Origin of the sequence: Sedimenticola thiotaurini, from assembly GCF_001007875.1 — a bacterium.
GTDB classification, from domain to species: domain Bacteria; phylum Pseudomonadota; class Gammaproteobacteria; order Chromatiales; family Chromatiaceae; genus Sedimenticola; species Sedimenticola thiotaurini.
The window spans coordinates 814,245-835,175 of record NZ_CP011412.1 but is presented as its reverse complement, the minus strand read 5'-3'; the positions used below and the strand labels follow the sequence as shown (position 1 = coordinate 835,175).

At 56.2% G+C, this 20,931-nt stretch carries 25 protein-coding genes; 10 read left to right on the top strand and 15 right to left on the bottom strand.

What is annotated here, in order from left to right:
- Positions 1–65: 65 nt before the first annotated feature.
- Positions 66–548: a low molecular weight protein-tyrosine-phosphatase gene (locus AAY24_RS03680; RefSeq protein WP_046858542.1), complete on the bottom strand. Its 483-nt coding sequence runs from the start codon at positions 546–548 to the stop codon at positions 66–68.
- Between the two features lie 283 nt (positions 549–831).
- Here AAY24_RS03680 and AAY24_RS03670 point away from each other — a divergent pair, with 283 nt between their 5' ends.
- Together AAY24_RS03670 and AAY24_RS03665 are read left to right on the top strand one after the other, a co-directional pair.
- Positions 832–1,194, top strand: a complete 363-nt coding sequence (locus tag AAY24_RS03670; protein ID WP_046858540.1) for a hypothetical protein — start codon at positions 832–834, stop codon at positions 1,192–1,194.
- A 105-nt stretch (positions 1,195–1,299) separates the two neighbouring features.
- Complete coding sequence (locus AAY24_RS03665; protein WP_046858539.1) at positions 1,300–1,545, top strand: hypothetical protein; 246 nt, start codon at positions 1,300–1,302, stop codon at positions 1,543–1,545.
- A 5-nt stretch (positions 1,546–1,550) separates the two neighbouring features.
- Here the strand turns inward: AAY24_RS03665 and kdsB are convergent, their stop codons facing one another.
- The 6 genes from kdsB to AAY24_RS03635 form a co-directional block, all read right to left on the bottom strand.
- Complete coding sequence (gene kdsB / locus AAY24_RS03660; RefSeq protein ID WP_046858538.1) at positions 1,551–2,330, bottom strand: 3-deoxy-manno-octulosonate cytidylyltransferase; 780 nt, start codon at positions 2,328–2,330, stop codon at positions 1,551–1,553.
- Between the two features lie 26 nt (positions 2,331–2,356).
- On the bottom strand, positions 2,357–2,539 hold the full coding sequence (locus AAY24_RS03655) for a Trm112 family protein (protein WP_046858537.1): 183 nt from the start codon (positions 2,537–2,539) through the stop codon (positions 2,357–2,359).
- Positions 2,532–3,515 (bottom strand): tetraacyldisaccharide 4'-kinase, encoded by a 984-nt coding sequence (gene lpxK / locus AAY24_RS03650; RefSeq protein ID WP_046858536.1) that lies wholly within the window; start codon positions 3,513–3,515, stop codon positions 2,532–2,534. The genes AAY24_RS03655 and lpxK overlap by 8 nt, the downstream gene beginning before the upstream one ends.
- Before the next feature lie 7 nt (positions 3,516–3,522).
- Positions 3,523–3,948 carry an ExbD/TolR family protein gene (locus AAY24_RS03645; protein WP_046858535.1) on the bottom strand — a complete coding sequence of 142 codons (426 nt, stop codon included), beginning with the start codon at positions 3,946–3,948 and terminating at the stop codon, positions 3,523–3,525.
- Between the two features lie 6 nt (positions 3,949–3,954).
- Positions 3,955–4,569 (bottom strand): MotA/TolQ/ExbB proton channel family protein, encoded by a 615-nt coding sequence (locus AAY24_RS03640; protein WP_046858534.1) that lies wholly within the window; start codon positions 4,567–4,569, stop codon positions 3,955–3,957.
- Between the two features lie 129 nt (positions 4,570–4,698).
- A complete protein-coding gene (locus AAY24_RS03635) occupies positions 4,699–7,011 on the bottom strand; it encodes a DNA internalization-related competence protein ComEC/Rec2 (RefSeq protein ID WP_046858533.1) in 2,313 nt (770 codons plus the stop codon).
- 233 nt (positions 7,012–7,244) lie between these two features.
- Between AAY24_RS03635 and AAY24_RS03630 the strand changes: the two genes are divergently transcribed.
- Complete coding sequence (locus AAY24_RS03630; RefSeq protein ID WP_046858532.1) at positions 7,245–7,757, top strand: DUF2062 domain-containing protein; 513 nt, start codon at positions 7,245–7,247, stop codon at positions 7,755–7,757.
- A 4-nt stretch (positions 7,758–7,761) separates the two neighbouring features.
- Here AAY24_RS03630 and lolD read toward each other — a convergent pair whose 3' ends face one another.
- Both lolD and AAY24_RS03620 read right to left on the bottom strand, forming a co-directional pair.
- The gene (lolD, locus tag AAY24_RS03625; protein ID WP_046858531.1) at positions 7,762–8,457 is read right to left on the bottom strand and encodes a lipoprotein-releasing ABC transporter ATP-binding protein LolD; all 696 of its coding nucleotides are present in this window, start codon (positions 8,455–8,457) and stop codon (positions 7,762–7,764) included.
- On the bottom strand, positions 8,450–9,697 hold the full coding sequence (locus AAY24_RS03620) for a lipoprotein-releasing ABC transporter permease subunit (protein ID WP_046858530.1): 1,248 nt from the start codon (positions 9,695–9,697) through the stop codon (positions 8,450–8,452). Before AAY24_RS03620 ends, lolD begins: the two co-directional genes overlap by 8 nt.
- 109 nt (positions 9,698–9,806) lie before the next feature.
- On the opposite strand from AAY24_RS03620, the gene AAY24_RS03615 reads away from it, so the two are divergent.
- The 3 genes from AAY24_RS03615 to AAY24_RS03605 all read left to right on the top strand — a co-directional run bounded on the left by AAY24_RS03615 (position 9,807) and on the right by AAY24_RS03605 (position 12,210).
- Positions 9,807–10,097: a hypothetical protein gene (locus AAY24_RS03615; RefSeq protein ID WP_046858529.1), complete on the top strand. Its 291-nt coding sequence runs from the start codon at positions 9,807–9,809 to the stop codon at positions 10,095–10,097.
- A 47-nt stretch (positions 10,098–10,144) separates the two neighbouring features.
- On the top strand, positions 10,145–11,215 hold the full coding sequence (locus AAY24_RS03610) for an agmatine deiminase family protein (RefSeq protein ID WP_234422236.1): 1,071 nt from the start codon (positions 10,145–10,147) through the stop codon (positions 11,213–11,215).
- 86 nt (positions 11,216–11,301) lie between these two features.
- Positions 11,302–12,210 carry a carbon-nitrogen hydrolase gene (locus tag AAY24_RS03605; protein ID WP_046858528.1) on the top strand — a complete coding sequence of 303 codons (909 nt, stop codon included), beginning with the start codon at positions 11,302–11,304 and terminating at the stop codon, positions 12,208–12,210.
- Between the two features lie 40 nt (positions 12,211–12,250).
- On the opposite strand, the gene AAY24_RS03600 is transcribed toward AAY24_RS03605, so the two are convergent.
- From AAY24_RS03600 to AAY24_RS03590, 3 genes are all read right to left on the bottom strand, one after another.
- Positions 12,251–12,487 carry a hypothetical protein gene (locus tag AAY24_RS03600; protein WP_052761034.1) on the bottom strand — a complete coding sequence of 79 codons (237 nt, stop codon included), beginning with the start codon at positions 12,485–12,487 and terminating at the stop codon, positions 12,251–12,253.
- A gap of 44 nt (positions 12,488–12,531) precedes the next feature.
- Positions 12,532–13,410: a phosphoribulokinase gene (locus tag AAY24_RS03595; protein WP_046858526.1), complete on the bottom strand. Its 879-nt coding sequence runs from the start codon at positions 13,408–13,410 to the stop codon at positions 12,532–12,534.
- 126 nt (positions 13,411–13,536) lie between these two features.
- Entirely contained in the window at positions 13,537–14,991 is a 1,455-nt protein-coding gene (locus AAY24_RS03590; RefSeq protein ID WP_046858525.1) for an aminoacyl-histidine dipeptidase, read from the bottom strand.
- A 254-nt stretch (positions 14,992–15,245) separates the two neighbouring features.
- Here AAY24_RS03590 and AAY24_RS03585 point away from each other — a divergent pair, with 254 nt between their 5' ends.
- The 4 genes from AAY24_RS03585 (at position 15,246) to AAY24_RS03570 (ending at position 18,623) form a co-directional block, all read left to right on the top strand.
- Positions 15,246–16,076 carry a Rossmann-like domain-containing protein gene (locus AAY24_RS03585; protein WP_046858524.1) on the top strand — a complete coding sequence of 277 codons (831 nt, stop codon included), beginning with the start codon at positions 15,246–15,248 and terminating at the stop codon, positions 16,074–16,076.
- Positions 16,077–16,266: 190 nt separating this feature from the next.
- Complete coding sequence (locus tag AAY24_RS03580) at positions 16,267–17,079, top strand: transglycosylase SLT domain-containing protein (RefSeq protein ID WP_046860980.1); 813 nt, start codon at positions 16,267–16,269, stop codon at positions 17,077–17,079.
- A gap of 98 nt (positions 17,080–17,177) precedes the next feature.
- Positions 17,178–17,543 carry a 4a-hydroxytetrahydrobiopterin dehydratase gene (locus tag AAY24_RS03575; protein ID WP_046858523.1) on the top strand — a complete coding sequence of 122 codons (366 nt, stop codon included), beginning with the start codon at positions 17,178–17,180 and terminating at the stop codon, positions 17,541–17,543.
- Between the two features lie 153 nt (positions 17,544–17,696).
- Entirely contained in the window at positions 17,697–18,623 is a 927-nt protein-coding gene (locus tag AAY24_RS03570; protein WP_046858522.1) for a TauD/TfdA family dioxygenase, read from the top strand.
- A gap of 10 nt (positions 18,624–18,633) precedes the next feature.
- Here AAY24_RS03570 and AAY24_RS03565 read toward each other — a convergent pair whose 3' ends face one another.
- The 3 genes from AAY24_RS03565 to AAY24_RS03555 form a co-directional block, all read right to left on the bottom strand.
- Positions 18,634–19,077, bottom strand: a complete 444-nt coding sequence (locus tag AAY24_RS03565; protein WP_046858521.1) for a DMT family transporter — start codon at positions 19,075–19,077, stop codon at positions 18,634–18,636.
- A gap of 182 nt (positions 19,078–19,259) precedes the next feature.
- The gene (locus AAY24_RS18390; protein ID WP_052761033.1) at positions 19,260–20,243 is read right to left on the bottom strand and encodes an HDOD domain-containing protein; all 984 of its coding nucleotides are present in this window, start codon (positions 20,241–20,243) and stop codon (positions 19,260–19,262) included.
- 356 nt (positions 20,244–20,599) lie between these two features.
- Positions 20,600–20,905: a hypothetical protein gene (locus AAY24_RS03555; protein ID WP_199930482.1), complete on the bottom strand. Its 306-nt coding sequence runs from the start codon at positions 20,903–20,905 to the stop codon at positions 20,600–20,602.
- Positions 20,906–20,931: the final 26 nt, after the last annotated feature.

The following is a 20,931-nucleotide window of genomic DNA, read 5'->3' as shown; positions in this document are numbered from 1 at the left end:
ATGAAACGCAAAAACGGGGGAGGTGTCGAGTAGCACCTCCCCCGTTTTTTATGCATAACATCGGGTCAGAGCTGGTGTTTCCGTCGGATTGCGGTCAGCAATGCTTGAGAAGCATCGGAAACCAGATCAAAAACCTTGTCAAATCCCCGCGTCCCCCCGAAATAGGGATCGGGAACCTCCCGCTTTTCCAGTTCAGGGGCAAAATCCAGCAACAGGTGCAGTTTCTCCCGATGGTTCTCCGGGGCGATAGCCAGAAGATTGTTCAGATTATCCTGGTCCATCGCGATAACATAATCGAAGCGCTCGAAATCGCTATGTTCCGCCTGTCGGGCGCGCTGTTGGCTAAGATCAACACCGCGACTTAGTGCCGTTTTCTGAGCCCGGGGATCAGGGGGATTACCCACATGGTAAGCATGGGTACCGGCAGAATCAACTTCGATATACTGGCTCAGCCCGGTGTCTTCGACCAGCTTTTCGAACACACCATGCGCGGTCGGTGAACGGCAGATATTGCCCATGCAGACGAATAAAACTGAAATTTTTTTCATAAAATCAAGGCCTGTAAATGGAGCAGAATGGATCGCGTCTTTTCCTGGGTCTCCGGTATCTCCCGGACACCGTTTCTGCTTATGAAGAGTTCGGATCGCTTTATTCCATGATTGGCCATGGAAGTCCAGTGCCGCGACCCCGCTATGCTTTCCGACACCGATCCGGTCAAACCGAGCACACTATCCCGCCTTTTCCCTAGCCAGGCGATGATCCAACTTTCAGCAGGCAAAAAATCATCATCTATAATCACAACATACAGCGGGTCAAGCAGTGAGAGATATTATGAAATGGTTCTCCAGAAACGAACATAAGTCATCCGGTATTAACGAAACACGCAAGGCCCAGCTCGAGAAAATCCAACAATATGAGCGGTTTATCCTGCTGAAAGTTTCCAGATGCGGTTGTAAATCGGCCATTCGTCAGATGGATCGCATGTATCCGGTGGATAAGCCACCGAAGCTGCCGTTCCCGGGCTGTGACGCGGCAGCGTGCCATTGCGCCTATGAAGGTGTGGTTGACCGCCGCAGCCAGAAATCCCGCCGTTATCGGATTGAACGCAGGCGTGCTCACCGGGACGGCACGGATCGACGCATGAACCACGGACGAAGAAAAAGTGACCTTCTGGTGGCCTACGGCCATTTTTAGGCCCGGGCGGAAAGCTGCACTGTTCTGAATCTCTCTGGTTAAATCCCACGCTTGAAACACTTAACTTTGGAGTCTGTTTTGCAGGATCAGGATTTTATTCTACGCATGCGCACACTGATCGGGAGCCGTTTTACCCATCTCGGTAGAGAGTGGGTGTTGCATGAAGTGCTGGCGGACGAAGGGGTTCTGGTACTGTCAGACCCTTCTGATAATACGATAATTCAGGCCAATCTGTTTGGAGAACCATCCAGAAAAGGACCTGAAACAGTGCTGATTCCCCTGTTTGGCCAGGTTCCCGACAGTCTTTCAGAAGAGTTATTGGAACTGCTGGCCAACAAGATCAGTCGATAGAGCGATCAGCTGGTCTCTCTCGCCCCATCCCGCTTAAACAGTTCATTGAGCTGATCCAGATCCTGTTGAGTGTCGACCCCCGGTCCCGGCAGCACGGTGGCGGCACTGACATGGATACGCTCGCCGTGCCAGAGTACCCGGAGCTGCTCCAGTGACTCCAACACTTCCAGTGGTGCCGGCTGCCAGCGGATGTATTGTTCCAGGAAGCCCGCCCGGTAGGCGTAGAGCCCGATATGCCGCCGATACCCTTCCACACTTTCTGGTAACTGCCGCTGATCGGCGAACTGATCCCGGTTCCACGGGATAGCTGCTCGGCTGAAATAGAGGGCATACCCCCTGGCGTCGGTCACCAGTTTAACCACGTTGGGATCGAACAGCTGGGAGGTTTCTGTCAAATCAGCAGAGAGCGTGGTCATAACGGCATCCGGATGGTTGGCCATATCGGTGGCAACCTGTTGCAGCAGATCTGGTGCCATATCCGGCTCATCACCCTGCAGGTTGACCACGATCTCATCCGCTGCCCAGCCAAATTGCCTGACCACCTGGGCAATACGGTCGGTACCGGAGCGGTGTCCGGAATCGGTCAGACAGACCTCACCACCGAACCCCGTTACACAATCTGCGATACGCTGGTCATCGGTGGCAACAATGATCTGATCGGCGCCACTCTCAACAGCCCGCTGATGGACGTGTTGTATCATCGGTTTTCCGGCGATTTCCAGCAGCGGCTTTCCCGGCAGCCGGGTTGAGGCGAAGCGGGCCGGTATGACGACTTTAAAGTTCATCGCTGACTCCAGGTGACCGGCACCGGTTACTCGACCTCTTCTTCCGGAGACAGGCTGCGCGCCTCCTCCTCCAGCATCACCGGTATGCCATCACGGATCGGGAATGCCAGTCGATCCGCTTTACAGATCAACTCACCCGCCTTTTTGTCATAGGTCAGCTTGCTCTTACACAAGGGGCAGACCAGAATATCCAACAATTTCCTATCCATTTTTAAACTCTCTGATTCGCTTATCCAGCTGTTGAATGGTGCCCGGATCGGGTTCCGCACTGATTTCCAGATACCAGTGCCGCCGACCGGCGAATGGAGCGCATTTTACCGCATCTTTCTCGGTTACGATCACCGGTAACTGGTCTTCCGGGTTAATTTCTGTTTCGGTGAATCGGTGGTGGTCTGGAAAGGGCCTTGTCTGCAGTTCCAGACCGGCACTGCGCAGGGTGTCAAAAAAACGCTCGGGATTCCCAATACCAGCCAGGGCATGTACCCGCTGCTCCGCAAAATAGTCCAGACCGACCTGGTGTGACGGATCGGCCAGGTTGATCAGTCGTCCGGGCACCAACGTCATCCGGTGCTCGGTTAACGGAGATTTTCCGTTGGCGATCACCATATCCACCCGATTCAGCCTTGCAGGCCGCTCCCGCAGCGGACCGGCCGGGAGTGATAGTCCATTGCCCAGGCCCCGCGCCCCGTCAACCACAACAATCTCCAGGTCACGCCGGAGCCGGTAGTGTTGCAGACCATCATCGGAGATCAGAATGTCGCAATCTGACTCACTTAACAGCTGCCGCGCAGCCCTGGGTCGGTCGGGTCCCACCCATACGGGGCAGCCGGTACGACTGGCCAGCAGCACGGGCTCATCACCCACCAGGGTTGGATCACTCTGTGGTGTTACCGGCTGCGGCCATTCATCCGCCTGACCACCATAGCCTCTGGAGATGATGCCCGGCGTGAAGCCCAGATCCCGCAGATGGCGGGCCAGCCAGATCACCAGTGGTGTTTTTCCGGTGCCGCCCACCGTGATATTGCCCACGACGATGACCGGAACCGGTAGTTCAGAAGTTATCAGCAGACCCATTCGGTAGGCCTGACACCTGAGCCAGCTGACCAGCCGGAACAGCCAGGAGAGCGGCAGCAGGAGAATGGCAACCGGGTTGAGACTATCCCAGTAATAATCCAGACGTTTCACGGATCGGTCAGTTGTCCGCTACCGGCTGTTTACCGGGGAAGGTCATATTCACAAAGCCCAACTGACTGGTGACATCCATCACCTTGAAGACCGACTGGAAGGAGGCACGGGCATCCGCCTTGATGATGACCGGCAGGTCCCGGCGCACTCCGGCTGCCTTTTCAATGGCCCGCTTCAGGGTATCCGCTTCGGTATTCACCACCTCTCGATCATCAACGTAGAAACGCCCACGGGCGTCGATGGTAATCTCCAGGACTTTCTCTTCTTCTACTTGTTCATCCTGGGTCGCTGCCGTTGGCAGCTCCACCTTGATACGTGACTCCTTATCAAAAGTGGTGGAGACCATGAAGAAGATCAGCAACAGGAACACCACGTCAATCAGCGGGGTAAGGTTCAGCTCCGGTGACTCTTTGCGATGTGGACGTAGATTCACCTGGCTTTACTCCTGCTCGCGCTCGCCAGCCATCACTTCGACCATTTTCAGTGCCTGCTCCTCCATCTTGATCACCAGGCGATCCACCTTACCGCCGAAGTAGCGATGGAACATGAGACTTGGGATGGCGACAGAGAGGCCCGCCGCAGTGGTGATCAACGCTTCAGAGATCCCTCCCGCCAGGACAGTGGGATCACCCACGCCCGCGGTCATGATGGCGGCAAAAACCTTGATCATGCCGATCACAGTGCCCAGCAACCCCAGCAGTGGCGTGATCGAGGCAATGGTTCCCAGTGTATTCAGATAGCGTTCCAGCTCATGGACCACTTGGCGCCCCACTTCCTCAATTGCCTCCTTCATCACAACCTTGGTATGTTGCCGATTGGCCAGGCCTGCGGCCAGGATGCGGCCGAGTGGCGAGCCTTCCTTAACGGTAACCACATGGGCGTTAGTCAATTTTCCTTTACTATAGAGCTGCCAGATCTGGGCAACCAGATTATCCGGAATAACCCGCTTGGCCCGTAGCGCCCACAGACGTTCAATTATGATCGCCATGGCCACGATGGAACACGCAATGATTGGCGCCATCAATATGCCGCCAGCTTTAACCAGTTCAAACACCTTGACTATTCCCTCTGGGGTTCTCTTCTTATGTGGACTGGGACAATCCGCCCCACTAAATGAGCTGTATCATACTGCATTCCAGGGAGGGATCGAAAGCTGTAAGGTGGATCCTATCCCGAAGCCGGGTCACAAATGGGGAGCCATCCAGTATCGCCGGTGGGTACTGCGGTAGCCTGTCGGGCCTTCAATCAGACCGTCCGGGCCCAGCCGCAGGGAGAGAGCTCCCACCTCCGCTGTATTCACCAACTGAACACGCCGTTCGCGCCATCGCTGTAGAACTTCCGCCTTGGGAAATCCATAGCGGTTTCGATAACCGCTGGATATCAGGCCGAAGCTCGGTGCAGTGGCGGCCACAAAATGGGGTCTGGAAGAGGTGCCACTGCCGTGATGGGGGATGGTGATGGCAGTGGACATCAACCGCTCCCCATAGGTCTGAACCAGCCACTCCTCGGCCTCCGCTTCGATATCGCCGGTCAACAGCAGCTGTGCAGTAGCTGTTCTGACAGCCAGAACACAGGAGGCGTTATTGCCACGCCAGCGCGCCGATCCATCCGGATGAAGTATTTCAAAACGAACCCCATCCCATTCCCACTGCATACCGGCCCGGCATGGCTCGGCCTGAGCAATATCGACCCGTTCCGGTTCACCTGATAACAGCTCTGTCTCCGGAAACGATCCAAGCACGGCTGCCAGGCCACCCCGGTGATCAATATCGCCATTGGTGACAATAAGCCGATCTATCTGTTTCACACCGCGAGTTTTGAGAAACGGAACCACCACAGCATCGCCGGTATTGAACCCTGACGGAAACATGGGACCGGTATCATAAAGTAACCGGTGTTGTGCGGTTTCAAGCACGATGGCCAGCCCCTGCCCCACATCCAGCATGGTCAGCCACACCTCACCCGGAGAAGGTTGTGGCGGACGATAGAGCAACAGGGGACAGACCAGTAGTGTGCCCAACCATCTGCCCGGCAGACCGGCCGGCAGTAAAAGCAGGATGATGCTCAACAATACACCGAGCAACATCCACCCGGGCGGGTCACCATGCAGCCGAAGCGTCTCGCCATGCTCTGCCAGCGCAGCCAGTAACAGCTCGGCCTGCCCCAACAGCCAGGCCGCTGCCGTTAGCAGATCCGCACCCACAGGTGGCCATAACATGAGTATCAGTGCCGAAAACAGGGTGAACGGCACCAGGAGCAGGGAAAACAGCGGAACCATGATGAAATTCACCAGTGGCGAATGGATTGGCAGCTCCAGCCCGAGCATCAACAGCAAGGGCGCCAGCCCCAGTGCCACTACCCACTGAACCCGAAACAGGCCGGCCAGGGGTGATTGGCGAGAACCCGTTCGACCCACCACTCCGAACATGATTGCCGCAACAGCGCCGAAAGAGAGCCAGAACCCGATCGACAACACCGCCGCCGGGTCCAGCAGCACGATCGACAGCAGGGCAATACAGAGACTACGGGACGGATGGGGTACCCGGCGAAAAAGCAGCCCGCCCAATGCCACCGTGAGCATAACCAGCGCCCGCACGCAGGGAATAGCAAAACCGGCCAGACCGGCGTAAATAAAGCCGCCCGCCAGAGCGACACCTGCCCCGGCCTGGGGGGCAGGAAACAGAGTGCAGAGCAAGGCAGATCGCCGCCACAGCCATTTACCCAGAAAAAAGGCCAGGCCGGAGACGATACCGATATGGAGACCCGAGATGGCGACCAGATGATTGGTGCCGGTTTGGCGGAAAATCAGCCATTGATCCTGGGAGATACCGGAACGATCTCCGATTACCAGTGCCCGTACCAGCCCCGGGGCAGCTTCAGAATGGAGTACGGTGTTTATGCGTTTGGCCATTATCTGGCGCAAGTGCTGGAACAGATAACCGGCATACAGAATTTCAAGCCTGGCATTGATGGCATCATTCCGTACATAGCCGGTCGCTCGAATGCCCTTCTGAAACAGGCTCTTTTCATAATCGATGGCGCCGGGATTGGCCATCCCATGGGGACGCTTGAGCCGGACCAGCAAGCGCCAACGCTCACCCGGCGAGAGTTCTGGTGCGTTCCGATACCAGTTCAGTCGTACATACCCAGGGGACGGGTAGTCATGCTGTCCATCCGAGATCTGCTCGACCAGAAACCGGAAACTGGTTCGCTGCGCAGTGGCATCAGGTAGCGATTCAACAATACCGACCACCTGAAGATCCCGCCCTTCCAACTCGCTGGCGAGACCCGGGTAAAGGGAGAGGTGTGCCATGATCGAGGCCCAGAGAAATCCACACAGCAGGACAGCAATGCCGTGGATTGGGGGACGGGAGTAATAGCGCCACGCTGCATAGAGTAGCGGGCATAACAACAGCGACAGGAGCGGCGCCGGAAGTGTCGGCTGGTACTGCAGCAGCAGAACACCGGTAATAAAAGCAACCGTTGTAAGAATCATGGCCCTTCCCTGGGTTTATGATCGTTCAACTGATGGTCAAGTAGATTAAATCTTATGCAGGACAAACACCACCATTTTTCAAGCGCTGCGGAGCCGGTCGCCTGATGGAATCATCCGGCCGGAGAGTCGCCGCTGAATGTGGGTCAAAACCACGCATTCACTGGTCAAAATAGTCGTTGCGTGCTTCAATACTCTGCCCTGAACAGGGGATTGTACCGTTGAGAAGAGACCGCATGCCAAAACAACTGTTCAAACGATTTACCCCGAATCACGAAACGATCCGTAACCACAAGCATCTCAAGGTCTTTGGTCAACTTCTGCAGGATCCCAATCTCTGGCACATGAACCGCCGCTCCGTGGCTGGTGCGTTCGCCGTTGGCCTGTTCTGGGCTTTCATTCCCATGCCCTTTCAGATGATTGCGGCAGCGGCAACCGCCATTCCGTTTCGGGTCAACATGCCGATCTCGCTGGCACTGGTGTGGATTACTAACCCGTTCACCATGCCGCCGATGTTCTATTTCTCCTACCTGGTCGGCACCTGGATGATGGGTACACCGGCATCAAACGAAGCCTTCGAACCCACTATGGAGTGGTTCAAACACAGTATGGGCAGCATCTGGGAGCCGCTCTATCTGGGCAGCCTGGTGTGTGGCCTGCTGGCGGCCTTGATCGGGTATATCTCGATCCGGGGTTTGTGGCGTATGCACATTATTTCAAACTGGAAAAACCGGCGCGGTTCAAAATAGTCCCTCAGGTGCCGGCTTGATCACTCAGCAGCCCATCCGACAGATAGAGCACGCGATCCATACTCTCCGCCAGCCCCATGTCGTGGGTGACCACAATAAAGCTGGTTTGGAGATCCCGGTTCAATTCCAGCATCAGTTCGTACACCTGACGTGCCGTTTTCTGATCCAGATTACCGGTCGGCTCGTCAGCCAGCACACACCGTGGATGATTCACCAGTGCCCTGGCAACCGCGGCCCGCTGACGCTCCCCACCGGATAGCTCGCCGGGCTTGTGCCCTACCCGGTGCTCCAGACCAACCCGGGACAACATCTCGGCGGCCCGTTGCCTGGCATCCGACACGGGAGAATTCCCGATCAACAGCGGCATGGCCACATTTTCCAGGGCGGTGAACTCCGGCAGCAGGTGGTGGAACTGGTAGACGAAGCCGAGCGCCTGGTTTCTCAGTGTCCCGCGCGCTTTCTCATTCAGGCTGGCCAGATTCTGTCCGTCTATCAGTACCTCACCACTGGTCGCCTTATCCAGTCCCCCCAGGCAGTGCAGGAGGGTACTTTTTCCCGACCCGGAACTGCCCACAATAGCCACCCGCTCTCCACGCGCCACACTCAGGGTGACGCCATCCAGAACCTTGACCGTCAAACGACCATCGATAAAGGTCCGGGTCAGATCCCGGCAGGCAATGACTGCGGCCTGATCACTCATAGCGCAAAGCCTCGGCTGGTTGGGTACGGGAAGCGCGCCAGGCCGGATAGAGCGTAGCCAGCAGGGTGATAAGAAAGGCACTGATGCTGATCAGACCCACGTCATCCCAATGCAGGTCTGAGGGCAGTGAACTGATGTAATAGATGTTGGGGTCGAGGAAATTCACATTGAACAGCCGTTCGATACCCTGCACGATCGACTCCAGATTGAGCGACAACAGAATGCCGCCACCGATACCCAGCAGGGTTCCAATGAAACCGATGGTGGCGCCCTGTATCACAAATATGCTCATCACGCTCCGGGGTGAGATACCCAGGGTGCGCAGGATGGCGATGTCGCTCTGCTTGTCCGTCACCACCATCACCAGGGTGGAAACAATATTGAATGCGGCCACAGCAACGATCAGAAACAGGATCAGAGACATCATCCGTTTTTCCGTATGCAGGGCGCTGAAAAAATTACGGTGCTGAAAGGTCCAGTCACTGACCCGGTAGACACCGGGGAGTTGATCGGCAAGTTCCCGGGACACTTCCGGTGCCAGATAGAGGTCATCCAGCTTCAGCCGTACGCCGGTCACACCATCGCCCAACTTAAGTAACCGGGCCGCATCCTCCATATGGATCAGGGCCAGTCCCCGGTCATACTCCCCCATACCCACTTCAAATATTCCGCTCACGGTAAACCGTTTCAGGCGAGGCATTGCACCAGCCGGAGTGACCCGTATCTGGGGCGTCACCACGGTCACCTTGTCACCGACCCCAACTCCCAGCAACTGCGCCAGTTCCCGCCCCAGTACAATATCGAACTGTCCGGCAACCAACTGATCCAGGCGGCCGGCCAGCATGTGGTCGCCGACTTCCGAAACCCGGGGTTCATAATCGGGCAGAATACCGCGTAAGATCGCACCATTGACCCGCTGCCCATTGGTCAGCATGGTCTGGGCTTCAATAAATGGCGCCTGGCCGACCACGTGGGGGTTCTGCGTAGAGAGCTGCATCGCCTCCTGCCAGTCCGTCAGGTTGTTCTGGTAAGAGGAGATGGTGGCATGAGATGTCATTCCGAGAATCCGTTCACGGACTTCTTTGTGAAACCCATTCATAACTGAAAGCACGGCGATCAGCGCAACCACACCCAGCATGATTCCCAGCATGGAGATCAGGGAGATGAAAGAGATAAAGTGGTTGCGTCGCTTGGCGCGCGTATACCGCAGTCCAATGAACAGTTCGAGAGGCTTATACATAGGCGCGCATTAAACCATATTCTGAAAAGAAACACCTTTATGTTTCGGGATCTAGATCAAAATGCTATATTTTACCTTAGAGAATAAGAGGACAGGAGTTCCAAATATTATGAAACCCATTTCCACCCTGCTGCTGATCGCCGCGCTCTCGTCCATCAGCCCGCTGGCGACAGCCGACGTGCTCTTACTCGATGCCATCGAGCAAGCGCCGGCCAACAGTAGCGAAGGGCTGCTACGCCCCCGCACCGGACAGACCATGGATGCGGTTCGGGCCCAGTTCGGCAGTCCGTCACAAGAGCTGCCCTGGGTGGGCGAACCACCGATCACGCGCTGGGTTTACCCCAAATTCACGGTCTATTTTGAAAACGAGTATGTGATCAACACCGTCGTACACCGCTGATTATTCGGGCACCGGCTTTCCGGTCGGTGCCCCATGGAACAACTCCCTTGACCGCCAAGTACCACCTGCCCGCCGAGTGGACCCCTCAATCCGCCATCATGCTCACCTGGCCCCATCGGGATACCGACTGGTCCGACCAGCTTGCAGCCGTAGACCAGGTCTACCTCTCTATCTGCCGACAGGTTAGCCGCTTCCAGATGCTGCTGATTGTCTGTAACAGCGAACGCCATCAGCAGGTTATCCGCCGCAAACTGGAGGACGCAGGTATAGATTCAAGTGCCCTGCGGTTTGCGATTGCTCAATCCAATGACAGCTGGGCACGAGATCACGCGCCTTTGACCTGTATCGGGGAAGAAGGTGCACTGCTGCTCGATTTTCAGTTCAATGGTTGGGGGGGAAAATACCCGGCCAACCTGGACAACCAGATAACAGAAACGCTGTTCCGTTCGGGTGTTTTTGCCCATATCCAGCGGCAGCCAGTGCCACTGGTGCTGGAGGGCGGCGCCATCGAAACCGATGGTCAGGGTACCCTTCTGGCCACCCGCAGCTCCATCCTGACCCCTAGCAGAAATCCGCAACTGAAAACGGTGCAGGTGGAGGCAGTGCTGGCTGAACAACTGGGGATCGAGCGCTTTCTGTGGCTGGATCACGGCCATCTTTCCGGGGATGATACTGACGGTCATATAGACACCCTGGCCCGATTTGCCGACCCGGCAACCATTCTCTACTCCACCGCCACGCCGGATGATCCGGACTATCCCGAGCTGGAAGCGATGGCAGCCGAACTGGGCAGATTCAGGCAACCTGACGGCACCCCCTACCGATTGGTACCTCTGCCACCGATTCCACCGATCATATCGGCTGATGGTCATCGGTTGCCGGCCGGTTATGCCAATTTCCTGATTATTAACGACGCCGTGTTGCTACCTGTGTACGATATCCCGCAGGATGTGGAAGCGGTGCACTGCCTGCAAACCCATTTCCCGAAACGGGAGATTATTCCCATCAACTGCCTGCCCCTGATCCGTCAGAATGGCAGTCTCCACTGCATTACCATGCAGTTTCCCGAGCAGGTCGGTTTTCCCATACCATCTCCCCGACCTGACCCCGCTGATTGAGGTTGTGACTTCCGGCGCAATCCTGTTAAATCGGCTCAGTTCAAACGACCATCAGCGCCTTCACAACAAGCTTCAAGATCCCAGCCATGAATCCGAACAAAAACCTCAAGATCGCCCTGATCCAGCACGCCTGCAGCAGTGACCGGGATGAAAACATCGCCCTGATCACGGACAGGATACGTCAGGCTGCCGCGGCGGAAAGTCAACTGGTGTTATTGCAGGAACTGCACAACACCCCCTATTTCTGCCAAACAGAGGAGAGCCGTCTGTTTGACCTGGCAGAGACCATCCCAGGCCCTTCCACTGAGCACTTCAGTGCCCTGGCTGCTGAATTGGGTTTGGTAATCGTCTGCTCACTGTTCGAGAAGCGGGCCACTGGCCTCTATCACAACACCGCAGTGGTATTCGACAGTGATGGCCGGATGGCGGGATGTTATCGCAAGATGCATATTCCGGATGACCCTGGATTTTACGAGAAATTCTACTTTACCCCCGGTGATCTCGGTTTTACCCCCATTGACACCAGCATCGGTCGACTGGGGGTACTCATTTGCTGGGATCAGTGGTATCCGGAAGCAGCCAGACTGATGGCCCTGGCCGGTGCCGAACTACTGCTCTACCCCACAGCGATCGGTTGGGATCCAGCTGATGATGAGGATGAGCAGTTGCGGCAGCGGGAGGCCTGGGTCACCGTACAACGGGGTCATGCCGTCGCCAACGGCCTGCCGGTGGCGGCCTGCAACCGGATCGGCCATGAACCGGATCCTTCGGGACAGAGTCAGGGCATCACCTTTTGGGGACACTCCTTCGTCTGCGGACCCCAGGGAGAATTTCTTGGTAAGTCAGGTAGTAACGAAGATATCCTGATAGTGGATATCAACCTGGAGCGGAGCGAATCGGTACGCCGTATCTGGCCTTTTCTGAGGGATCGTCGAATCGATAGTTTTGCCGACCTTGAGCGGCGTTATATCGATAAATCACCAATCAAGAAGTAACCGAGGGGTGCTGCTGCCCCCCCTATGCGGCAGACCGCGGCTACTTCTGATCCTTGTCCTTGTTCAGGTCAAACGGTACGACGGTGGAGGTGGGCTGCGCATCAGTGTAATAGGGTCGTTGCGCGGTCTCACCCGCCTCATCACCCAGCTCCCGCTCCCGGGCGGTGATCATACCAAGGCAGACCCGCATGTCCTGGATTGTCGTATCGGTGAGCGGATGACGCATACCCGGAGGTGGCGTGGTATCCCGGATTACGGCAGTCAATACCTTACGCATTGCTTCGAGAATGGCGCGATCTTTGGATTTGTCGGTAGTGATGATCAGATCTCCTGTAACTGGCGTCGACGCTCCATCATCTCATGCACCAGGGGGTTCAACAATATCTCCATGGCGAACTCCATTTTACCACCAGGCACCACCAGAGAATTGCGCCGGGACATGAAGGCCCCGTCAATCCGGTTGAGCAGATAGGCAAAATCATGGTTTCGGGGTTCCCGGAAACTGATCACCACCATACTCTCGTCATTCTCCGGTATGTCCCGGGCATCAAACGGATTGGATGTATCCACCAGTGGGATACGCTGGAAATTGATATCTGTTCTGGAGAACTGCGGCGTTATGTAGTGAACATAGTCATGCAGGCGATGCTGGATCACCGAGCGAACTTCATCCAGGGTGTAGCCCCGATTCCTGATGTCTACATGGATTTTCTTGATCCACTCCAGATTAACGATGGGCGCCACTCCCAGAGAGAGATCCACATGCCGCTGCACATCCAGCTCAGGAGAGCTGAAGGCGCCATGTAACCCCTGGTAAACCAGCAGGTCCAGGTTTTCCGGCAATGCCTGCCAGGGGGTGAAAGTGCCCACCTGCTGGCCATGCTCCTGCGCCTGCTCCTCGGTGTGCAGGTAGTGCCGATATTGACCGGTACCACCGGCGGAGAACTCCTGAAACAGGGACTCCAGCAGATCGAGACGATTGCCTTCGGGGCTGAAGTGGCTCAGATAACGCCCTTCGGCGCTGGCTGCTTCAACCTGTGTCGCCATCTCGTCCCGCTCGTAGCGGTGGAAAGCGCTGCCATCCACAATCAGGTGGCTGATCTCTTCACGCCAGGCGATATGGTTGAATACATCACTGACTCGCCAGGAGCCGGATCCCGACGAGCCAGTGATCACAATAATGGGGTGTTTAGTTGACATTGCAGCACGGTAATACACTGCTTCGGCTGATGCAATGTGCCGCAGATTCAAATTTTCTTATACTTCATGCAACCGGCACTTATAGATAGCTTAATGATTTATAAATGCTTTTTGGCTTGACACGGGTCACTCGAGCCGTGCCAGTGTGGCCACCAGCAGATCCCAGAAGCGCTGCACCGAGGGAATGTGCATGCACTCATCCGGCGAATGGGGATAACGGATGGTGGGGCCGAATGAGATCATATCCATGCCTGGATACTGTCCACCGATGATGCCGCACTCGAGCCCGGCATGAATAGCGCCGATCTCGGCCTGATTATCAAAAATCTCCCGGTAGGTCTGGCGCATAACTTGTAACAAAGGGGAATCCAGGTCCGGTTTCCAGCCGGGGTACTGACCATCGATCAGGGTCTCGGCCCCGATCAAGCGGAACAGGGAGCGGTGTACCGCACACAACTCATCACGGGCAGAGTCCACTGAACTACGCACCAGGCTCTTGATCTCTATCTGACCGTCTGCCACTTTCACAATGGCCAGGTTGGTGGAGCTCTCCACTAAGCCGGGCATGGTATCGCTCATCCGCACCACCCCGCTGGGACAGGCCCGCAGGGCGTCCAGCAAACCCTGCTGGAGCGGTTTTGGCAGCCAATTTTCCGCTTTGGTATCGGGTTCCAACTGGATCGACAGATCCGCTTCGATTGCCGCCAATTCAGATGTTATGGCGTTCCCGTGGCTCTCTATCTGCCTCTTCAGCTCTGCTGATTTGGATGCCGGCACCAGCAGAATACCGGTCGCCTCCCGGGGTATGGCATTACGCATATTGCCGCCGCTCAGGGAACTCAATCGGGCGTCGCAGGCCGCCTCAACCACTGACAACAAGCGGCACAGGAGCTTATTGGCATTCGCCCTGCCCCGATGAATGTCCACGCCCGAGTGCCCACCCTTGAGTCCGCTGATCGAGAGACGATAACCGACCCAGCCCGCTTCAATCGGCTCGGGAGTGTATGACAGGCTGGTACTGGCATTGGCGCCACCGGCACAGCCGATACAGAGAACCCCTTCATCTTCGGAATCCAGGTTGAGCAGCATTTTCCCCTGAAGCCAGGCGGGCTGAACCCCGAAGGCACCGGTCATGCCGTCCTCTTCGTTGCTGGTAAACAGCGCCTCAATAGGGCCATGTTTCAGCTGTCGGGACTCCAGCACCGCCAGGGCGGCCGCCACACCGATGCCGTTATCAGCCCCCAGGGTGGTTCCGGATGCCTTTACCCACTCCTGCTCGATCCGGGCCTGAATGGGATCCCGGGTAAAGTCGTGGCCGCTGTCCCCATTGGCCTGGGGCACCATATCCAGATGCCCTTGCAGTACTACGCCGGGAGCGGATTCCATGCCAGGGCTTGCCGGCTTCCGGATCAGAATGTTGCCCGCCTCGTCCTGAAAGGTCGGCAATCCCAAGCCTTCTCCAAACTGCATGACGTAGGCCTGCACGGCAGCTTCATGGTGTGATGGCCGGGGTATCCGGGTAAGCTGATAAAAATGTTTCCAGACAGGTTGGGGAGCTAGGTTTGCAATGGCGTTATTCATAGGGGGCAATCACAATTGGGAGCAGCCGATTTTGGCGCGCTTATGGTAGCCCCGGCGAGGCCCTTGAGCAATCGAATTGGCCGGTGGACAGAGTAACCTGCCTCCGTAAAAGAGGCTCCTGGCGATGTCACAAATCATCGGCACCGTCTATAGTTTGAGCAGCCCGGGATAAACTGTTCAGGACAACTGTCTGAAACAGTCCGGGTTGGCGCTGTTGCCAGTCGCTAAAGGCAAACCATAACAGGTTATTCTCCATGTCCTATCTGAGCCGCTATCAGCAACTGATCTGGCAGATCGACAACACCCTGCATTTGCCAACCATTGAGCGGATTCTACTGCCACCTGAAATATCATCATCCGAGATCAAGGACAACTTCGCCTTTGTATTGCTGAATGACGGCAGTACCGGCCCCTTTTACAGCTGCCTTGGCGAGACTCGCCCCTGGTTGGCATCGGCCGCTCAGGATACTGTTGGTCAATCGGTGGCGGGCATTGCCGGTCAACTGGATGGCGTTGATATTCCCCGCAGCGCACTGGCGTTGGGGGCATTCAATGCAATGAGTCAGCACTTGATGAGGCGGGCCGGTTTTGACCCCTCCACAATCCCCCGGGGCAGCGATATCGACGGGCCCGACGCCCACATTGGTATGGTCGGCTTTTTCGGCCCGCTTATAGAACGTTATCTTGCCCGGGGCCGGCGGGTAACGATAATCGAGCAGCAACCGGAACGGGTACCGGCCGAACTGGGCCTGCCGGTCTTCACCTCGCCGGAGCCATTGGCTGATTGCGACACCATTTTGTGCACCGCTTCGACCCTGATCAACAACACCCTGGAGTCGATCATCACGGCGGCTGGAGATGCGGGAAAGATCCATATAATCGGCCCAAGCGCCAGCGGTTTGCCGGACCTGCTGTTTCAACTGGGGATTGGCTCAACCGGCGGGATGATCATTGATCGGCCGGATGAGCTGATAAAAGCGCTGGCGGTGGGTGAATCCTGGGGCGCTTGCGGGCGTAAATACCAGTTAACCCAGGCCAACTATCCCGGCATAGCTGCTCTGCTGGATGCAGCGGGGACCCCATGAATCGAACAATCTTCTCTGCGTAAACTCTTTCCCGAAGCCACGGATAGCGACCCGATATGTCAGGTGTTTTTACACCGGGAGTTGTATTGTTGCACAGCAACAATAGCTAACTTTCTGATGCTATTAGATTTTATATGTTCTGGAACAATAATTGCGTAACCATGTTGATTACCACTCTTGTGACCAGATCATGCGCTTCCGACTTCACACACTGCTGCTCAGCTTTCTACTGCTCCCCCTGCCCTGTCTGGCAGAAGAGCTGCCGACGTCGGACAGCCTGCGTGAACTGGCGGTTCGCTATGAGCACGGTCGCGGCGTGCAGAAGGATTATGAAAAGGCGTTCCAGCTCTACTGCCTGGCGGCGGATCGTGGAGACCGGGAGGCGTACTACGCGCTGGGCTGGATGTATTTCAACAGTCGCGGTGTTGAACAGAATCCCGCCATCGCTGCCGGCTGGTTCAAAAAGGCCGCCGACGCCGGTGATCCGGCGGCGACACGAATGGTGTCACTGCTCGCCGCAACGGATCCCCAGCCTGACCCACACTGCACGCCACTGGCCGCACGGAAGCGCCCGGGCCGCGAAGAGATTGAACAGTGGGTCAGGGTCAGGGCACCCGCCTATGGACTGGATCCCGAACTGGTGCTTTCGGTCATATGGGCGGAATCCAATTTCAACCCACGGGCCCACTCGGTAAAAGATGCCCGGGGATTGATGCAGTTGATTCCCGATACCGCGAGACGATTCGGCGTCACCGACAGCTGGGATCCCGCCCAGAATCTGCATGGCGGCATGGCCTACCTGCAATGGTTGATGCAGCGTTTTGATGGAGATGTGCCGTTGGTATTGGCGGCCTACAATGCGGGCGAGAACGCTGTGGACGCTTATCAGGGGATCCCCCCTTACCCGGAGACCCGTAACTACGTAAAGCGCATCTCCCGTCACTATCCGAAACTACGCCATCCGGTTATCGACAGTCCTGTCGTCAGCATGATCAACGGCTGAAACGACCGGCCGAGCTGACCGGCAATGCCAACCAGCAGAGCCGTGCCGCTTATACCATACTCTCTGCAGATCGATTCACTCCCAATGGAGCCGCAATCATGTCAAAAGTGGACCCCCAAGCCACCCCGCTACTGACCAGACATTGTGAAGCCTGTAATCCGCAGACACCACCCCTGCCAGAAGCGGAATGCCGGAATCTGCTGGCCAAACTGGCGCCGGAATGGAGCCTGGTGGGCTCAGCCCAGTGGATTAAACGTGAATTCAGATTCAAGGATTTTTACCAGACCATGGCCTTCGTCAATGCCGTTGCCTGGATTGCCAATGTGGAAGATCACCATCCGGAGCTGGAAGTAAGCTATAACCGCTGCCTGGTCAGTTACACCACCCACGCAATCGGCCACCTGTCGGAAAACGATTTTATCTGTGCAGCAAAAATCGATGCATTGATTCCAGATGAAAGTTAGAAAAAGCTATAATAAAAGGCAGTAACTATCTGTTTAATAGTTATATCTTTAAATATTTACACGCACATGAAATAGTAGTTTCATTGGCTGACTGGAAGAGATCTTTAGTAATTGCTAATATTTTTCGATCTTCTTCTGACGAGCGGTTCGTCGATGCCCCATACAGCAGTAAGCCATGATATCCAGATCAGCTCTCCATTCAATCCGGATGAAGAGGCGGCATATCAGGAGTGGCGGACCAGAAAACTGGCCGACTACCCAACTTCTATAGAAGATCTGCTGGTACCTGTCACGGATCCCCGCCACCTCGATTCAGCCGAGTACAACGCCATCCAACGGCGGTTACAAAAAGCCAACATGGCGATCTATATCAGCAGAACCGGCAGTGACCCGGATCCGCAGATCCCGCTGGCACTGGGCAGACAGTTTGGCGCCCGACACCTGAATCATAACTGGCTGTCGGATGATACCGGCCTGACCTCACTGAAAGTGGCCACCGACGGCGTAAGGCGGCAGTACATCCCCTACTCCAACCGCCCCATCAAATGGCACACGGATGGCTACTACAATCGACCGGACGAGCAGATCCACTCACTGATCCTGCACTGTGTACAGAGTGCCGGCAGCGGTGGTGAGAATGCCCTGCTGGACCATGAGATTGCCTATATCCTGCTGCGGGATCGTAATCCGGACTTTATCCCGGCCCTGATGGGCGCAGATGTGCTCACCATCCCGCCCCGCATGAGCAGAAATGAAGTGGCCCGCCGGGAGGAGACCGGCCCGGTCTTCTCTATTCTGCCCTGTGGCAACCTGCACATGCGCTTCACCATCCGGACCCGTCACGTTATCTGGTCTGAAGATCCCATTGTCCGTCAGGCGGTATCCGCCCTGAATGAGATCCTGGACAGTGACTCCCCGTATATCTTCCGGGGCCGGCTGGAGCCGGGGATGGGTCTGATCAGCAACAATATCCTGCACGATCGGGCCGCCTTTCAGGATGATGAACAGGGAACCCGCCACCTCTATCGGGCGCGCTACTATGATCGGTTGGAGAACACAGGTATAGCGCAGTATCGCTGATCAGTTTTGTTCAGCTGCGTACCGTCAGCCAGACGCCAAGTAGCAGAACCAGCATGCCAAGGACCTTCTGGAGATTAAGCTCCCGCACTTCGGCGCCCAGAAAACCGTAGTGATCCAGAAGCGCCCCAACGAAGAACTGGGCGGCCACAATCAGGGTAAAGGCTGACACCAGACCAAGCCGGGGAACACTGAAACCGATGGTGGCCACGATCACCAGACCAATGGCCCCGGAGAGGAAGGCATACCAGGGCACGGTGTGCCAGGCCGACAGGTTGCCACCCCGCATAAAGAGCATCATCAGGCCCACCATTAAGCCGCCGCTGCCATAGGTGATGAAGACGCTCTCCAGGGTCCCCATCCCCCGATCCAGCAACCCCATCAACTGCGCCTGCAAAGCGACAGCAACACCACCGGCGACTGCCACAAGTGAAATTAACAGCAGATTGGATGACATCATGACTCCCTGGTCGGCTCTGTTTGAGGAACATCATCGCCCGATCCGGTTGGCGAGATAAAAATTATCCGCTGCCGCGGCAACGGTTCAGCAATTCCTGAAAGGACACTCTGTACACCACGCCCTGAAACTCCCGCCAACCGGCGACAGGTCGATCTCCCTTTTTGGACCCTCACCCGGATTTACACCACCAGTTCAGTCAGTTGGGTATACAGATCGATGATGGATTGCATGGCGGGCTCGCTTGGGGTCTGTAACTCCTGCTCGACGCTTCGATTGTCCAGATACTCGTGTGCCAGTTGGTTGGCCCTGCGAAGCACCAGTAATCGGGCAGACCCCGGTAATGAATCGGGACCATGGTGATTACCCGCCAGTTCGACAAACAGGTCCGGCAGCTGCCAGCTTTCAAACAGCCGCGCGGCCAACTCGCCATGATCAAATCCCATCAGTTCCAGTTCCAGTGCAGCACCTTCATCGCCACCCTTGTAACGCTTGATCACATCCCCATACTCGATAGGGATCATCTCCAGAAACAGCAGTTTGCCGATATCATGCAGCAAGCCAGCGACAAACAGATCTCCCGCTGACTCCAGTCTCTGTTGTTCCGCGAATACCCGGCAGGCGCAGGCGGTGAACAGGGAGTGACGCCAGAAACTGTTCATGTCGATCAGATCCGGGCGAATACCGAAGAACAGGCTTTTCACTTCGCTGGATATCAGCAGGGCCCAAAGGTCAAATGGCCCCACACGCAAAATGGCGTCCTCTACCCGGGTCACCTCTTTCCCCATACCATAATAGGCGGAGTTACCGATCTGCAGGGTGCGTGCTGTCAGTCCCGGATCGGTTTCAATCAAATCGATAATACGATCGATACCGGCCACCCTGGACTCCAACTCCCGGTAGATCTCTATCAGCACATGGGGTAATGACGGTAGTTTTGCATGCCTTACCAACCAACCCGCCAGATCGGATTCACGTTCTACCTGCCACTTGGCTGTTGCCAGGTCGCGCACATCCCGCGCACCCTGATCCCAGGCGACAACCGCCCCGGGGCAGAACGAACAGATACCGAGACCGGTAGCTTCATCGCTACGTAACCAGTGCATACCCTGGTCAATGGCAGAATTAATATATCGATGGGTTCTGCCACAATTAATGCAGATCATATCGCGCTCCTTCAGCGATTCGGGCTTCCACTTCATTAAACAGAGGTAGGCAGCCGCCCCGTTCAACCCATAGCATAGAGCACCCCGGCCAGAAATACACAGGGTTCAGGGTACAGATACAGCTGACACCGCTTCAACAGGTGGAGCACTGGGGGAGATGGCTGATAGTTCAGCTGTCAGGACAGGTCAAACCGGCGGATAGCGGCTGCGTCATACAGGGAGTGCCAGATAGTGCAATAACCTTCCTCTTGCGGGTCGATTGCACTACCACAGAACCCATGCACGGGCATCGTGATCGAAAAGGGAACGGCGTTGTAGCCATGTCGCCAGACGCCGTTCCCCGGACGGTTGGCTATTCAGCGACTCTTGCCAAAAGGGATAGCGATCATGACGTAATCGTGCCCGGCATAGTGAAAACTTTTCCAGGGCTCATCATCCCGCAGTGCCGTCTTCATCAAGTTGATCGACTCCTGGTGCCGGGGGTCACAGATCTCACCGTTCTCATCCACCAGGTAAGCCTCGAAATGCATGGGGCAGGCATTCACATAGAGAGTTGCCAGCAATTGGCTGGGAACGCCGTTTTCATCGTCATCAAGAAAATCCACCGGCTCCCAGCAGGCATCGGGAATCTGGACTGCTGTAACGTCCGTTGCGCCAGGCACGTCATTGTGTGCAGCCGGATGAGTGG

Excerpts from the sequence above, each read along its gene's own strand:
- AAY24_RS03615 (WP_046858529.1), top strand. The coding sequence starts at position 9,807 with ATGAAACCCATTTCCACCCTGCTGCTGATCGCCGCGCTCTCGTCCATC.
- AAY24_RS03680 (WP_046858542.1), bottom strand. The coding sequence starts at position 548 with ATGAAAAAAATTTCAGTTTTATTCGTCTGCATGGGCAATATCTGCCGT.
- AAY24_RS03570 (WP_046858522.1), top strand. The coding sequence starts at position 17,697 with ATGCCCCATACAGCAGTAAGCCATGATATCCAGATCAGCTCTCCATTC.
- AAY24_RS03585 (WP_046858524.1), top strand. The coding sequence starts at position 15,246 with ATGTCCTATCTGAGCCGCTATCAGCAACTGATCTGGCAGATCGACAAC.
- AAY24_RS03655 (WP_046858537.1), bottom strand. The coding sequence starts at position 2,539 with ATGGATAGGAAATTGTTGGATATTCTGGTCTGCCCCTTGTGTAAGAGC.
- AAY24_RS03600 (WP_052761034.1), bottom strand. The coding sequence starts at position 12,487 with ATGCGTAAGGTATTGACTGCCGTAATCCGGGATACCACGCCACCTCCG.
- AAY24_RS03565 (WP_046858521.1), bottom strand. The coding sequence starts at position 19,077 with ATGTCATCCAATCTGCTGTTAATTTCACTTGTGGCAGTCGCCGGTGGT.
- lolD (WP_046858531.1), bottom strand. The coding sequence starts at position 8,457 with ATGAGTGATCAGGCCGCAGTCATTGCCTGCCGGGATCTGACCCGGACC.
- AAY24_RS03575 (WP_046858523.1), top strand. The coding sequence starts at position 17,178 with ATGTCAAAAGTGGACCCCCAAGCCACCCCGCTACTGACCAGACATTGT.
- AAY24_RS03630 (WP_046858532.1), top strand. The coding sequence starts at position 7,245 with ATGCCAAAACAACTGTTCAAACGATTTACCCCGAATCACGAAACGATC.
- AAY24_RS18390 (WP_052761033.1), bottom strand. The coding sequence starts at position 20,243 with ATGATCTGCATTAATTGTGGCAGAACCCATCGATATATTAATTCTGCC.
- AAY24_RS03580 (WP_046860980.1), top strand. The coding sequence starts at position 16,267 with ATGCGCTTCCGACTTCACACACTGCTGCTCAGCTTTCTACTGCTCCCC.
- AAY24_RS03590 (WP_046858525.1), bottom strand. The coding sequence starts at position 14,991 with ATGAATAACGCCATTGCAAACCTAGCTCCCCAACCTGTCTGGAAACAT.
- AAY24_RS03665 (WP_046858539.1), top strand. The coding sequence starts at position 1,300 with ATGCGCACACTGATCGGGAGCCGTTTTACCCATCTCGGTAGAGAGTGG.
- AAY24_RS03605 (WP_046858528.1), top strand. The coding sequence starts at position 11,302 with ATGAATCCGAACAAAAACCTCAAGATCGCCCTGATCCAGCACGCCTGC.
- AAY24_RS03670 (WP_046858540.1), top strand. The coding sequence starts at position 832 with ATGAAATGGTTCTCCAGAAACGAACATAAGTCATCCGGTATTAACGAA.
- AAY24_RS03620 (WP_046858530.1), bottom strand. The coding sequence starts at position 9,697 with ATGTATAAGCCTCTCGAACTGTTCATTGGACTGCGGTATACGCGCGCC.
- AAY24_RS03595 (WP_046858526.1), bottom strand. The coding sequence starts at position 13,410 with ATGTCAACTAAACACCCCATTATTGTGATCACTGGCTCGTCGGGATCC.
- AAY24_RS03635 (WP_046858533.1), bottom strand. The coding sequence starts at position 7,011 with ATGATTCTTACAACGGTTGCTTTTATTACCGGTGTTCTGCTGCTGCAG.
- kdsB (WP_046858538.1), bottom strand. The coding sequence starts at position 2,330 with ATGAACTTTAAAGTCGTCATACCGGCCCGCTTCGCCTCAACCCGGCTG.